The 14161-nt window shown below is 46.3% G+C and carries 12 protein-coding genes; 6 read left to right on the top strand and 6 right to left on the bottom strand.

Going from position 1 to position 14161, the window contains the following annotated elements:
* The first annotated feature begins 191 nt into the window (after positions 1-191).
* Both RLO19_RS24025 and RLO19_RS24020 read left to right on the top strand, forming a co-directional pair.
* Positions 192-584, top strand: coding sequence for a hypothetical protein (locus tag RLO19_RS24025; RefSeq protein ID WP_446359921.1), 393 nt, complete (start codon positions 192-194; stop codon positions 582-584).
* Between the two features lie 158 nt (positions 585-742).
* The gene (locus RLO19_RS24020) at positions 743-979 is read left to right on the top strand and encodes a hypothetical protein (protein ID WP_446359920.1); all 237 of its coding nucleotides are present in this window, start codon (positions 743-745) and stop codon (positions 977-979) included.
* A gap of 173 nt (positions 980-1152) precedes the next feature.
* Here the strand turns inward: RLO19_RS24020 and RLO19_RS24015 are convergent, their stop codons facing one another.
* Positions 1153-2979, bottom strand: coding sequence for a protein kinase domain-containing protein (locus RLO19_RS24015; protein ID WP_446359919.1), 1827 nt, complete (start codon positions 2977-2979; stop codon positions 1153-1155).
* 383 nt (positions 2980-3362) lie between these two features.
* On the opposite strand from RLO19_RS24015, the gene RLO19_RS24010 reads away from it, so the two are divergent.
* Positions 3363-3773: a XisH family protein gene (locus tag RLO19_RS24010; RefSeq protein WP_446359918.1), complete on the top strand. Its 411-nt coding sequence runs from the start codon at positions 3363-3365 to the stop codon at positions 3771-3773.
* Positions 3764-4120, top strand: coding sequence for an element excision factor XisI family protein (locus tag RLO19_RS24005; RefSeq protein WP_446359917.1), 357 nt, complete (start codon positions 3764-3766; stop codon positions 4118-4120). The genes RLO19_RS24010 and RLO19_RS24005 overlap by 10 nt, the downstream gene beginning before the upstream one ends.
* Positions 4121-4280: 160 nt before the next feature.
* On the opposite strand, the gene RLO19_RS24000 is transcribed toward RLO19_RS24005, so the two are convergent.
* The 5 genes from RLO19_RS24000 to RLO19_RS23980 all read right to left on the bottom strand — a co-directional run bounded on the left by RLO19_RS24000 (position 4281) and on the right by RLO19_RS23980 (position 12447).
* Positions 4281-5822, bottom strand: a complete 1542-nt coding sequence (locus RLO19_RS24000) for an HlyD family efflux transporter periplasmic adaptor subunit (RefSeq protein ID WP_446359916.1) — start codon at positions 5820-5822, stop codon at positions 4281-4283.
* A 123-nt stretch (positions 5823-5945) separates the two neighbouring features.
* Complete coding sequence (locus tag RLO19_RS23995; RefSeq protein WP_446359915.1) at positions 5946-8996, bottom strand: peptidase domain-containing ABC transporter; 3051 nt, start codon at positions 8994-8996, stop codon at positions 5946-5948.
* Positions 8997-9053: 57 nt separating this feature from the next.
* A complete protein-coding gene (locus tag RLO19_RS23990; RefSeq protein ID WP_446359914.1) occupies positions 9054-9791 on the bottom strand; it encodes a peptidylprolyl isomerase in 738 nt (245 codons plus the stop codon).
* A gap of 125 nt (positions 9792-9916) precedes the next feature.
* Positions 9917-10210 carry a hypothetical protein gene (locus tag RLO19_RS23985; protein ID WP_446359913.1) on the bottom strand — a complete coding sequence of 98 codons (294 nt, stop codon included), beginning with the start codon at positions 10208-10210 and terminating at the stop codon, positions 9917-9919.
* Between the two features lie 35 nt (positions 10211-10245).
* The gene (locus RLO19_RS23980) at positions 10246-12447 is read right to left on the bottom strand and encodes a recombinase family protein (RefSeq protein WP_446359912.1); all 2202 of its coding nucleotides are present in this window, start codon (positions 12445-12447) and stop codon (positions 10246-10248) included.
* A 118-nt stretch (positions 12448-12565) separates the two neighbouring features.
* Here RLO19_RS23980 and RLO19_RS23975 point away from each other — a divergent pair, with 118 nt between their 5' ends.
* Together RLO19_RS23975 and RLO19_RS23970 are read left to right on the top strand one after the other, a co-directional pair.
* On the top strand, positions 12566-13915 hold the full coding sequence (locus RLO19_RS23975) for a proton extrusion protein PcxA (RefSeq protein WP_446359911.1): 1350 nt from the start codon (positions 12566-12568) through the stop codon (positions 13913-13915).
* Between the two features lie 2 nt (positions 13916-13917).
* Entirely contained in the window at positions 13918-14049 is a 132-nt protein-coding gene (locus RLO19_RS23970) for a hypothetical protein (RefSeq protein ID WP_446359910.1), read from the top strand.
* Positions 14050-14161 lie beyond the last annotated feature (112 nt).

Raw genomic sequence — 14161 nt, 5'->3', positions numbered from 1 at the left:
ATTTTACAATTAAAAATTAATTAATTGACCGACTTTGTGAAAATTATCATCAATTTTCATGAGAATGCTAGACAGTTTGTAAACGGAATGTTATAAATATTAATTAAGCGCAATACATAGAATAGTAAATACTCAAGCTTGACGGGGTGTTGTCTGAAGCAAGAGGATTGTCCTTTACCTATAGACTTCCAATGAATCAAAATTACTCAACCGTTTCTGTTGCTGCCCCTAGCGATTCCCAGCCCTTAGCCAAAGTTAATACCAAGTTTGGCTCAAGTGATTCCCTCTGCTATGAGTTTCAGGTGAGTGGAGTTGGTAGAGGGACATTTAGTTACTCGGATCATTTCCTGAACGGAAATAATGCGAAGTCCATAGTTTTAGAGTCTTTAGTATGGAATGGGAAACTGATCGAATTAAGTAAGTTTCAAGAACACAGTATTTGCTTTAATCAAGGAGAATTACTGGGACTGAATCTTTTAGGTGAAGGTTGGGAGATTCTGTTGAATCTAGGCATTCAGATCAATGGCGTTCATAGGATCACAGAAGTAACCTATAGACGGATAAAAAAATCAGCATTGGTTTAAGGACAATCTCTATTAATCCCTAAACCGCTGCCAACATTCCCTCAGATCCCCGATTTGTTGAACAAGTCGGGGATCTAATTTAGTGAAAACCGCGATAAAATCTAGACAAGTTGGGTGCAAACACGGATTCCAGCAAACTCCTTTAAGATTTAGTTAAGATGATGAAACCTAAAGTAGTAGTCGCCGCTATTTTGGCAACGAGCGCGATCGCAGCAGGTGTGGCGCTAAGTTCAGCCAGTTCTGCCCAAGCCTGTAGCTATAGCAAGTATAAGTCTTATCACCGACAAGAAGCACAGCTAGACTGGTTGCGATCGCCTTGGGCTATCTTGCTCACCTTACCCGGAATCGCCTTGGCAACAGCCCTGTCTAGAGGCGGGCGTTCTTACGAAACTTAGGGGAAAGCTGAATAAGTTTTGTGGTGGGGGTAGGGAATAGGGGGTGTAGGGGCGGGTTTAACAGATAACGTTCTGTTGATGTCGGATAGCTTGACTAAACCCGCCCTTCTAAGGGAAGCAGGGAAAGCAAAAAGCAGGAGGTAATGGCTTGCTGCATAAATATGGCGCGTCTTCTACTCTCGATTTCCATTCCGATTGACTGAACATTGGGGTGCAATATACCACGCCCCACCCCGATTCCCACTTAAATCACAGGCTTCAATCGGACCTGCACCATTCGATTCCACATAAATTCCTTGTGCTTGATTCCGATTAATCTGACATTGCCAAATCTTAGCATTACCCTCTTTTTGAATCGTGACGCCAACTCCCCCGTTTCCAGCAATATCGCAAGCGGTTAACATCACTTTACAATCAGAACCAATAAATACGCCATCTTGCTGCATTCTAGAAATTTTGCAGTGCCGTAGTGTCGGATGACTACCTTTGAGGATATACACGCCTGTATGATGATCCGATAGGGTACAGTGTTCTATTAATCCCTGACCCTTCTGACTCACCAAAATCCCATACATCGCCCCTCCCTGGATCTGACAATGGCGGATTTGCGGATTCGCGATCGCGCCGTGAATATAGATACAGGCAATCCCGTTGGATAGTATAGTACAACCTTCCAGAATGCATTGTCCTTGAGGCATATCAATCCCATAAGGCTTCAGCAACGGTTCACTCACCAGACGCCCAATCCCATTTGCCTGTTGCAGATTAAACCAATCCTGATGGCGCAGGGTTAACCCCCGAATCACGGCTTGTTCGGTCTGAATTTGCAGACAAGGTTGGTATCGACTTTCGATTATAATATCCTCTGGCTGTCCCTCGCCGACAATTTCAACGTCCTTATCAATTACTAAACTTTCCCGATAGAAACCCGGGCGCACTACAATGCGTGTCTGAGGTTCCGCCTGTTTAATCGCATCCCGGATACGTCGATAATCAGCCTCACCCAGTTTAGCGACAATAATTTCTGTTTTGATCGGGAGTAAGGAAACCGTTCCCGATAGGGATAAAGAAGACGGATTTGTCATCACCTCTAAGTCTTGAAGAACCTCTGTCGCCGACTGATAACGCTGCTTCGTCGCACCCTGCAACATTCTATCCAGAATACGACCTAACCGTTCACTGATGGGAGTTTTCAGAACGTCTCGCCATATCCAAATCCCGTCATCGAAGGAATAGAGTTCAAAGGGATCAGTTTGGGTTAAAAGGTGAATACAAGTGACACCTAAACTATAGATATCACTAGCAAATACGGCTTTCCCAGCGGCTTGTTCTGGGGCGGTATATCCTGCACTCCCAATAATTGTTCCGGTAACAGATAAGGCGGTTCTCGGAGAAAACTTGGACGCGCCAAAATCCACCAGTACCAGTTTTGGCGCAGCCGCAGTTGTGGGAATTTCAGTCAGTTGAGACGATGAAGAGGGAAGACGTTGAATAATATTTTCGGGTTTAACATCTCGATGAATCACCTGTTGGTTGTGGATAAATTGTAAGACGGGTAATAAATCCTGCAACAGGTCAATAATTTGAGCTTCACCAAAGCCACCTCCTTGCGCCAGTTTTTCGGCTAAAGTTTTCCCCTGAATAAACTCTTGCACCAAATATTGACAGCCCTCTGCTTCAAAATGCGCCAATAGTTCCGGAATTTGGGGATGTTTACCCAATTCATCTAGGCGCACGGCTTCTTGTTCAAAGAGTTCTGTAACTTTTTGCCTGTTTTGACTCCCTTGAACCTGGGGAAAAACTTGTTTAATTACGCAATAAGGTTTCGAGGGTTTATATTCATCTACCGCCAAGAAGGTTCTGCCGAAACCCCCTTGACCAATTTGGCGAATGGGTCTATAGCGATCGCCTAGCTGTAATTTTGCCCCACAGCTTTGGCAAACCCTAGTCCCATTCTGGTTTTGGGGAGACTGACAGGTGAGGTTGATGCAGTAACTCATTGGTTATTTGTCATTCGTCCTTTGTCATTAGCCTCATTCCTAGGCTCTGCCTCCCATACTAACGCCAGGGATCACTGGTTAAATTGAGTCGGGGCAGGTTGCGTAACATGAATGGCACAAATCCTGGGGATTGATCGAGTAGGGTGAGTAATGCCCACCCATCGGTGTCAACTTAAGCCACAACCCTTGCCAATTTTAATCGGATGCTTAATTGTACAGATCACTTCTTCGGGGATTTTGTCGAACGAGAGAGTTTGTTATTATCGAGAGGAAAGTCCTCCTCGCTCCCCAACAGACATACGAACACAGGTTGCTTTATCAAAAGGGGCTTTTCACAATCAAGGCACTCCAGTACTAAAGCGCGTCTGAATCATTTGTATAATATGGTAAAAGATAGATTTCATGATGTTGTTAGAACTGCTCTAGAAAAGGACGACTGGGAAATTACGGCTGATCCTTACGAAGTTAGTATCGACGATGTAGATTTTGAGATTGATTTGGCAGCGGAGCAGTTGTTAGCAGCAGAACGAGAAAATCAGAAAATTGCTGTAGAAGTCAAAAGCTTTATCGGTTCGTCTAATGTTTCAGAGTTTCATACCGCATTAGGTCAATTCCTCAACTATCGAGATGCACTGGCAAGGATTGAACCCGATCGCCAACTTTATCTGGCTGTGCGAGTGCCAGTTTATGAAAGTTTTTTCCAGCGACGCTTTATTACAGCGGCAGTTGAGCGGTATCAAATACGATTGGTAATTTACGATGTGAAACAGGAGGTAATTGTTCAATGGCTATAGAGCAATATCGCCAGTATATCCAACATCTGCTCTCAGAACGTGCTGAACGGGCGGCGCGGCAAAGAACGGCTCCAGAATATGAGGTTCAGACTGTTTTTGATACACAGCAGGATCACTACCAACTGCTATATGTGGGGTGGCGTGGGAATAAGCGTGATTTTGGCTGTATTCTGCATGTTGATATCAAAGGTGGAAAAATTTGGATTCAGCATGATGGTACGGAAGAGGGTATTGCCAACCGATTAGTCAAAATGGGAGTACCGAAACAAGATATCGTTTTAGCCTTCCATGAACCCGAAGTGCGTCAGTTGACAGATTTTGGTACAGGTGATGCGATCGCCCATTAATCCAATCCTTGTATTAGGGCTTGCTGAATAAAAAGTGCTAGAGACGTTGCATGCAACGTCTCTACAGGGTTTTGGCAGTCATAAAACCTGTTGCTGTGGTTAGCCAATAGGGGTCTGGGTAGTAATATCAGTTAATCGTCAAAACCACCCCAACAAACGGCTACCGTACAGTTTTCACACTATCAATTTTCCGCATAAACAAATCACTGAAAATACTAATCACAGGACGCTTGCGTACCCTGATATTGGTACTCACCGACATCCCTGATTGCAAGGGAACTTCTTTGCCGTTGATCAATATTGTTTGTCTATCCATGCGAATTTCCGCTGGGAAGCGGTAGAATGGGTAGACTTCATCGGGGGGTAAAGCATCAGAACCAATCTGGACTAACTCGCCTTTGACATCTCCAAATTCGCTATAGGGAAAGGAATCAACTCGGACATCCACGGGCATTCCTTCATTGACAAAACCAATGTCTTTGTTGGTGATATAAACTTTGGCAACAAGGGTATCATCCGGTACAATTTTCACCACCGGCTCACTGGTATTGGCGACAAATCCGGTATGGGCTTTGAGGTCAAAGACTTTGCCACTTTCAGGGGCTTGTAATTTTTGATAGGTTAACGTTAACTGGGTTTGGCTGAGTTGACTCTCAATTTCTTGGAGGCGTTTTTGGTTTTCAACAATAATTTTGGTGAGTTGGCTGTCAATTTCGGCAATCCGTTGTTCGTTTTGAGCAATCAGCGTTCGCAGTTCTTCTTCTGAGAGCGCCATGGTGTTTTGTTTGCGTTCCTGGGCTTGCTCGATTGCTTTGTCTAACCGTTCCTGTTCTTTCTTGAGACGCTCTACCTCAGCGGCGCTGCTTTCAGTCTCTTGTTTCTGACGCAGATACTGGAGTTCCCCGAATGCGCCCTCTCGCCACAGATTCTCGAGGCGATCGGTAATTTCTCGATTAAGCACTAACACTTGTTCAGCATCAGCCAGTTGGATTTGGGTTTGAGTCAGTTGGCGGTTGAGTTGTTCGACTTCTAAATCCGCTGCCGCGACACGAGAGTTATACTCGTTTTGGCTTGCCTGTAGGCGTTGCCGTTGTGCCAAGGTTAAACCCGTAGGATCTCCGGTGAGTTGGGCTTGATAGTAGTTTTTTTCTTCCACTAAAGCCGCCCGATTTTTCGTGAGTGAGGCAATTTGGGGGGGGAGTTTCTCCGGTAGATTTTCGGGGTCAATGGGAACCGCTTTGCCCGTCATCTGAGCTTGATAAAATTGATTTTCTTGGATCAAAGCGGCGCGAATTTGCTGGAGCGATTTAAATTGAGCTTGAGCCGCTGTTTGGTCAAAGGTGAGCAGGGTATCCCCTTTTTCGACGCGATCGCCTTCTTCAATGTCCACCACCCCGACAACCCCACCCTGGGGGGCTTGGACTTCCTTTACAGCCGCTTTGGGTTCGAGTTTTCCTTGGGCGGGAATGGCTTCTTCGATTTGCGCCACACAAGCCCAACCGACGGTTAATGCTGTCACGCCAATAATCGCTACGACAATCATTCGGGGCCACAGGGGAGATTGTTGTAAAATTACGGGTTGATCAAATTCCGGCAGTTTATTCGTCCGACGAGTGGTTCCGGCTTTGGTTGCGGTTTTCACCGACTGGGAAGGCGATAGGGCGACGGGTTGGCTGGCTTTAGATCCGTTGCGTTGATTCATGATATAATTACTCCTTCGTCAATTGGTCATTGGTCATTTAGTCATTGTTTAGAGTCAAAGAACTTTTGTCATATTAGAGGACTTGGAAAAAACAAAAGACGAATGACAAAAGACGAATGACCATTAAAGTTGAGCGTCTTGCTGTTGATAGAGGCAGTAGTAGCGCCCTTGCATTGCCATCAGTTCGGCATGGGTTCCTTGTTCAACGACTGACCCTTTATCCATCATTAAAATGATGTCGCTGTTGCGAATGGTACTTAAACGGTGGGTAATGAAAAAGACAGTGCGTCCTTTGAAGGCTTCAATTAAATTTAAACAAACTTGTCGTTCGGTGTCATAGTCGAGGGCGCTGGTAGCTTCGTCTAGAATTAAAAGTCGCGGATTTTGCAGTACCGTGCGGGCAATAGCAATCCGCTGGCGTTGTCCCCCTGATAGCGATGATCCTCGCTCCCCAACTCTTGTATTGTAACCACTGGACAACCCCATAATAAAATCATGAGCGGCGGCTACCTTAGCGGCGGCAATAATTTCCTCGGCGCTAGCATCGGGATTGGTCAGGGCAATATTATCTTGTACCGTACCATCAAACAGCAGACTATCCTGGGGTACAATTCCCACTTGACGACGCAGGGAATAGAGTTCAACTTTGGAGATATCGTAATTGTCGATCAGAATTCGCCCTGAATCAATATCATAGAGGCGGGGTAAAAGTTTCATTAATGTACTCTTACCCGAACCACTTTGACCGACAATCCCGACAAATACGCCCGCCGTAAAATGCAGGTTAATATTGGTTAATTGCCAAGGACCACTCGTACCAAAGCGGAAGGAGAGATTTTCATATTCCACTTCCCCTTTAATCGCAGGCATGGGAATATTTAAGCGATCTGCCTCATCCGCTTCTTGGGGGCTATCCACAATATCACTTAACCGTTCTAAAGATAGCGCCGTTTCTTGGAAATTCTGCCACAGTTGGGCTAATCGGAGTAAGGGACTGGTAACATAGCCTGAAATAATCCGAAACGCGATTAATTGCCCCAGGGTTAATTGCCCATCTAAAACCAGATAAGCACCCACCCACAGCACTAACAACGCCGAGAGTTTATTCAAGAAATTACTCGCTGAACCCGCCGTTGTGGAGGTTAGCACCGTCTTGAACCCCGCCGATACATACCGGGCATAGCGTTCCTGCCATTGCCAGCGCGTTCGCAACTCAATGTTTTGCGCTTTTACCGTTTGAATCCCAGACATGACTTCGACTAAATAGGATTGCGTCTGGGCGTTCCGTTCAGCTTTAACCCGCAGTTGGCGACGGACAATGGGCGAAACAATGACGGTTAACAACACAAATAAGGGAATAATCGCCAACGAGACAATTGTTAGCACCCAACTATAAATAAACATGACCACGATGTACAACACGGAAAACACCGCATCTAACACCACCGTCAACGCCGTTCCCGTGAGAAACTGACGAATATTTTCCAACTCATTAATTCGACTCGCCAGTTCCCCCACTGGACGCTTTTCAAAATACCGCAACGGTAAGCGGACTAAGTGGTCAATAATCTCCGAACCCAGATGCATGTCAATCCGGTTCGTGGTATCCACAAATAGATAGGTACGGAAACTGGTTAATAGTGCCTCAAAAATGGCAATAATTACCAGGAAGAACCCCAGCACATGGAGTGTATCAATACTGTTCTGCACAATAACCTTATCGATGATCACCTGGATCATCAACGGATTCGCCAGTCCAAATAGCTGTACAAAAAAGGAGGCGACAAACACCAAGATTAAGACCTGGCGGTAGCGCACCAGAGACGGGAGAAACCATTGCAAGCCAAAGCGCTGCTGCTGGGTGTGCTTCGTCCGTTGTACCAGCAGCACCGGAATCGCGGCGGGCGACTCCCCGTCTCCAGTTTCTGGTTGCGGTAAACTATCGAGTAAATCGGCAGGTTTGCGGCGGACAATCCCTAGTTCTGGCACACCCAGCACCAGTTCCCGGGGCTTGGCTTCATAGAGAACAGCAAAGCCTTCATACCAAGGAACGAGGGCGGGGGTTTGCAGGCGATTGAGCGATTGGGGCGGTACATTCACCAATTGGGCATGTAAGCCGATTAAATCCGCCACCGCACCACACAGGGGTAAGGAAAGACCCCCAGTTCGCTGCATCTGATCATTGAGTACCCGACGAATCACATCACGGCGAAAGGGCATCTCTAAATGCTTACTCAGCATTTGGAAACAGGCTACGGTACTATCTAGAAGTCCTTTCCCTCGGACATGGGGATATTTGCGGAGCTTCTGGGAGGTTTGGTCTGCATCCTCTGTCGATTCTGGCGGCTTATCGGGGGCATAAGGAATGCTATCGTGATCATCATCTAGCCACGGGTCACCGTCGGTAGTTAGGGGAGTCTGTGTGTCAACCACCGTAACTGGGGTGGTGGGGGGTTCGGTTTGAGTTTCTCCGACTAAATCCGATTCGCGAAACCCAATAATTCTGGCTGGGGTAGACCCTTGGATATCTAGTCCCTGAGAAATTGCCTCTGGAGAGAGACGACTCCCCACGGGAAAATCTCGGACGACACTCCCCCCACTGACAAACCACACCCGGTCAGGTGTCAGGAGTTCAGTGGCGTCAGTCATGGGATAGAGGTAACGCACCTGGGCATCCTGGTAAGCGTTTTGGGCAAGTTCTTTAAGATTTGTGATCCCACTGGCTTGGCGGACTAACTCTGCACCGATTAACTCGAAGGCTTCGAGGATACTGCAATGGTTTTGGAACGCAGCGGTAGCGGTGGGTTCCTGTGCCATCAACGATAAAAACTGACCTGTGGGGATGGTTAAGCAAACCGATTCCGTGGAGGCAATTGCGGTTTCACAAGGGATACCTCGCATCAGACTCACCCAACCCAGAATCGCGCCCGGTTTTAACAAGTCCAGGGTGACCGGTTTTTGGGTGGTTTGTTCGTAACTCAAAAGACGTGCCTTTCCCTCATAGATAATTGAGATCTGAGAGGGCATTTTTTCTCGCACCAGGATGGGTTGACCCATACGATAGCGCAACAGTTGACTTTTTTCTGACAACTTAGTTAGCGTCGAGGCTTCAAGTTGATTGAAGGGAAATATATCCGCTAGAAAATCCTGAATTGTTGTCTTAGTGTAGGTCATGGGCAAGCCTCAGGGAATAGCATTGTAGAGACGTAGCATGCTACGTCTCTACAGGGTTTAGGATTGAACGGGTGTGCCAAAGGATATCTGTTGTCGCAGTTGTTCTTGTAACCAGGTGGTAAACATTTCCTCCAGGAGTCGCTGACGCATCGCATCATCTAGTTGAACGGGTAAAAACTTTTCTAAACGAATTACAATAAACCAGTCGCCCAAGCGGGTGGGGGGCCAAAGTTGACCGGGTTGGCTAACGGTTAACATTTGCGCCAAGGTGGGGTGGGGTGTACTCAGTTCCACAGGTCCTACTAATCCGCCCGTTTGCGCCTCTGGTCCTTGGGAATAATCTCGCGCTAGTTCATTAAACGACTGTTCTCCTTCTTGGATACGAAAATAGAGTTCTTGGGCAATAGCCGCCTCCTTTGTCCGAATTAGGGAGTAAATTACCCGATCTAATCGTCCTTTGCGCTTGAGGAAATAGGACTCGATCTTATGTCCCCAAGTCTCCTGTTTAAATTTTTCCAGTTTTAGTCCCCGAACCGCTAACTCTTCAACTTGTTCTAAGGTTACGCCTTGACGATCGCGCCAAGCTTGACGCTCTTCCTCGGAAGTTAGCTGATTTTTAGCATAGAACTGCTCGCAAGCAGCCGTTTTTTCTTCGTCGGTACAATGTACGGTGGCAATGGCTTGATCAATAATGATTTCTCGCAATAACTGAGGGAGTAATTGATATTTGGCTAACAGGGGAATTACTTCTTCAGCCGTGATGGTTTGGTCGCCAACCTTTAAAATGGCAGTCATCGTGGTGAGAAGCCTCTCAAGGTAGTGTTTTCAAGAACTTATAGATCAGGTGATTTCCAAGATAACATCTTGCTTCAAGGGAGTGTTATACTCCAGCGCCACTATTAATTGAAACTTTAGAAAAGTTAAGATTTTTCCTTAGGGGGAGGATTTTGATCATTTTTTTGCCCTGCGGTAATACAAGTGTGAATATCCGCGTTGGTTTTAATCGCTCCCGGTGTAATATGAGTGGCACTCGCCTGATATCCCCGATCGCGCAATGCTTGCATCAGATAATCTCGTTTAGGGATATCCCCGCGTCCTCGGCGTCCAATTTCTGCCAAGGTATAAAAGTAGGGCGGGAAATCGGCTTCAGCTTCCATGAGAGTGAGGAGTTGTACCCGTTTGGACCATTGCCAGTGATGTGCTAATACTCTCATTTGCTTTAACCAAGATTTATATGGGTTTGCTTCATTCACCCATACCCAATCGGCTTGACTGACTGTGCCGTTAACTCTATGGAGGAATGAACTAAGGTTAACAACGGACCGGTTTGTTCTGTCCCATTGACAGCTAAATCACTATGGCACAAATACAAGCGATCGCGAACTCGCCCTAACAAATCCTGTAAAATTCGCTGCAGGCGTTCTTCATCCGCTTTGATTTTATCGGCTTCTGTCCAAGGCTGTCCAAACCAATCCTTGAGAAATAAGGGCGCTGCAAATAATGTCGCGGCGCCTCCCTGACTCCAAAGATGAGATCCCGCATCTAACCAAAAATGCCAACGGTGATAGCCACGGGCGGCGCGATATTGAAAAATGGTGGCTAGGGTAACAGCCGAATTCGCTGTAGCTGAGAGACGACGAACGGGAAAGGAATTGGCTGTGACTGTCCCCCGACGCAATAATTGAATAAATTGAGAAATTGTCGCCTGTGGTGGTGTTCCCCCCCTAGCTATTTCCTCATCGGTAGTGTTAGCAGGGATTTTCCGCAATCGTCCATCTACTTCCCAATAATGTTGGGCGGTTTCCATGAGTTCCCGCAATGCGGCAATTTGGTCGTAAGGTAGATTAGAGCCATTCCACAGGAATTTCTGGATGGCGCGATCGAGAATCACCACACAGGAGGGAATCAGGCGTTGTTGTTGTTGTTCTCGTTGTCCCTCTAACCACTGCTGAATCTGAGTGTAAGCTGTAGTCGCCCGATGTCCTAAGCGATCCCAACGAGCAAAGGCTTCCACAGGTAATAAGCGGGGGGATTCGGGATCAGGGGAATAGCAGTAATCTGCGAGTAAACCCGCCCGCACGGGGTCAATATGGGGATTGGGAAGGGGGGAGTCGGCTTCAACCGTAGCCACGGGTTCAGGTGGGCGACTGAGAACCACTAGCATTTGTGCTATAGCCTCTCGATCCACTAAGCGCCCTAATCCTGGATACACAAGGGTTAACAGGGTTAATAATGCCTGAATTAAGGGGGAACTAATCAGAGGGCGCTGTTCATTCAGAGGCTCTATTGGGATTCCCTGTTTGGTGAGAATATCCGTCAGAGTATACCGTGCGATCGCGTCTAATCCGGGTGCAATTATCGCAATATCTCCCGGTTCCACTTGTCCCGACTTCACCGCCTCTATAACCACCTCGGCGGTTAGGCGCAACAACTGAGCGCGGGACGTAGTTTGCAGTGACTGCAAAGACTCAGGTAAGTCTGACAATACCATAGGGTCGTTGAGCAGGTCTACCGCCATCGGCGATAACCCATCAGCTAAGGAATCATTCGGGTGTGGCGGTAAGGATTCCACTTGACATCGGGAGGCTAATCCTGACAAATAATCCGGATCAGCGTTTAAGCCTAAACGCACTTGACCCTGGGGATTATAGGTAAACGCCCCCACGACGCCCTGATCTAAGAGTAAATCAAACAAATCCCGTGCGATCGCGGGATACTCATCTACATCATCTGCCAGTATCGCCCGATAACGCTGGGTCAAATACTGCTGATAAGTGGAATCGGCTAACATTTCCCGCCAATAGAGATCACAAATCAGACTGTATGTCAACAACCCCTTATCTAGACACCAGCGCCGCCAATCCAACAGCAGTTTACCAATCGATTCCCATTGATCCGGGGTTGCTTCGAGTTCCACCACTCCCTGTTCTAGAATTCTGGGAATCTCTTCAATCCGAGTCCCACTCAGGGCGGCTAACTGTAACAAATCCAACAGACGTCGCACCCGAACCGACTCATTATTTCCCGGTATTTGAATCAATCCTGACTCGAGTTGGGGATGCCACAACTGCATAGCTAAATCCTGTTCCGTTTCTGGGCGCAAGCGCAGGGGAAACTGGGCTCTGAGATTTAACCGTTGGATCAAAAGGGGCCAAAATAGAATCACTTCATCCTGAACGAATCCCAAGGGTGTCTGACAACGCACTGGATAACGCCCCTGTAATGTAGTGGTGAGGCGATCTGTCAACTCTCGACGATTATCAGCATTTGCAGCCAAAATTAAAAGAGCTGGCGTCTGATAGCGATCGCGCCGCTTTTTGCGGACAATGGGAGAGGATAACTGACGCGATCGACCCCATCCTGCTTCCACCCATTGGCGAAACAGAGTCACCAAGCGAGTTGTTTTGCCCGTGCGAGTACCACCACTAATCCAAATTGAATCAGAAACCACGAGTTCTCCTAGGATGAGTCTGTTACTATAGCACCTACAGTAGACTATATTCATTCTGACTCAATTGAGAGCCAGGATTGCTCCAGAATATTTTTTATTGAGATTTTTAGCCATTTCGATGAAGCTACCCTCTATTTTACGTCTGGCTAACCAATGGTTCTCGGATACACCCGAAAGAGCCTTAGATCAAGCTTACAAAGCCGCGTTAACCATTAAATCGATTGAAGATGAGCATTTTAATGGGCAAAAAATTGACTCTCGCTCCAGTGAACATAGTGATAGTGTTATTTCCTATTTTGAAGCTGACTTAAAGAAATACTTAAATACCATTAGAGTTCGCTTACAAGAATTTAGAACCAGTCGGTCAATTTTTCGGATTTCTGAGCCGACCAAAATGAATGGATTACTCGGTTCTCCAGACAAATTATCTCGGTATGATTCCATAGAATTAACTGAAAAGCAAGCCATTATAATCGAAAAACTCAACTTTATTGATGACATTTTAAAACGATATTCAGAACCCGATCCATCCTCCCTTTCATTAATTCCACTCTCCACCAATCAAGTTGCTCAAGCCAACGGCAATGCCAGAACTACAGCCAATGCCAAAAACCTATCAAAGTTGAAGCAGGTTAGCGTTAAGCCCCCAAATGATGCATTAGAAACTGTATCGGATAAAACTGGTGTTGTGCCTCGGTCAATTCTGCGAACAGTCGATCGACTTCAGCGGGAACTTGATCCCAAAGCCGAAGAGGAAGTTGTCAAAAAGTTTCGCACCTCTCGAGACAAAACCTTAATTTCGATCAAGTTTATTTTAACACTGATCATTGTTCCCATTTTAGCCCATCAGGTTGCTAAAACTTTCGTCGTTGGACCCATTGTTGACTCATTTCGCCCAGAAAATGAACCCGGTATTTTCTTAAACATCGACATGAAGGAAGAAGCCTTCATAGAACTCCAGCGGTTTGAAGAGGAACTGCACTTTAAAAGCTTATTGGGAATGGCGCCTGAGTTATCCTCCGAAGCAATGGAAGAACAGCTGAGGACAAAAGCAGAAGAGCTAGCTGAAGCTTATCGATATCGCAGTTCTGATGCGATTAAGAATATTTTTTCTGACTTAATTTCTCTGCTTTGTTTTGCGGGAGTTATTGTGACCAGTCAAGCTGATTTTGTGGTTCTAAAATCCTTTATTGATGATATTGTCTACGGACTCAGTGATAGCGCCAAAGCCTTTATCATTATTTTGTTTACCGATATGTTTGTGGGATTTCACTCTCCCCACGGTTGGGAAGTGATTCTGTCCGGAATTTCGCGACATTTTGGTATTCCCGAAAATCATGATTTTATCTTTTTATTCATTGCCACGTTTCCGGTGATTCTAGATTCGGTGATTAAATATTGGATTTTCCGCTATCTAAACCGGATTTCACCGTCAGCGGTAGCAACTTACCGAAATATGAATGAATAATTTTGTTTATATCATTTCTCCTTAGTCAAGGCGATCGCATCATATCACCCACCTTACCCAACCTGACGCTAACTGTCGATCAGGTTTTCGCCGCAGCACAGAGCGTGCGCGATCGCTATTCCTCTAATCGTTAAATCAATGGACATTTCTTTCCTTTGTGGACATAAGTATAACCGTCAGCTTTCCAGATTGGCTCGAAATACTTCCAGTTGATGCTTTGCAGTTTCCCTTTTGCTGTAGTCAAGT

Source organism: Coleofasciculus sp. G2-EDA-02 (assembly GCF_040226375.1).
Lineage (GTDB): Bacteria > Cyanobacteriota > Cyanobacteriia > Cyanobacteriales > Coleofasciculaceae > Coleofasciculus.
The sequence above is the reverse complement of the archived record's forward strand: the minus strand, read 5'-3'. Positions and strand labels throughout refer to the sequence as shown.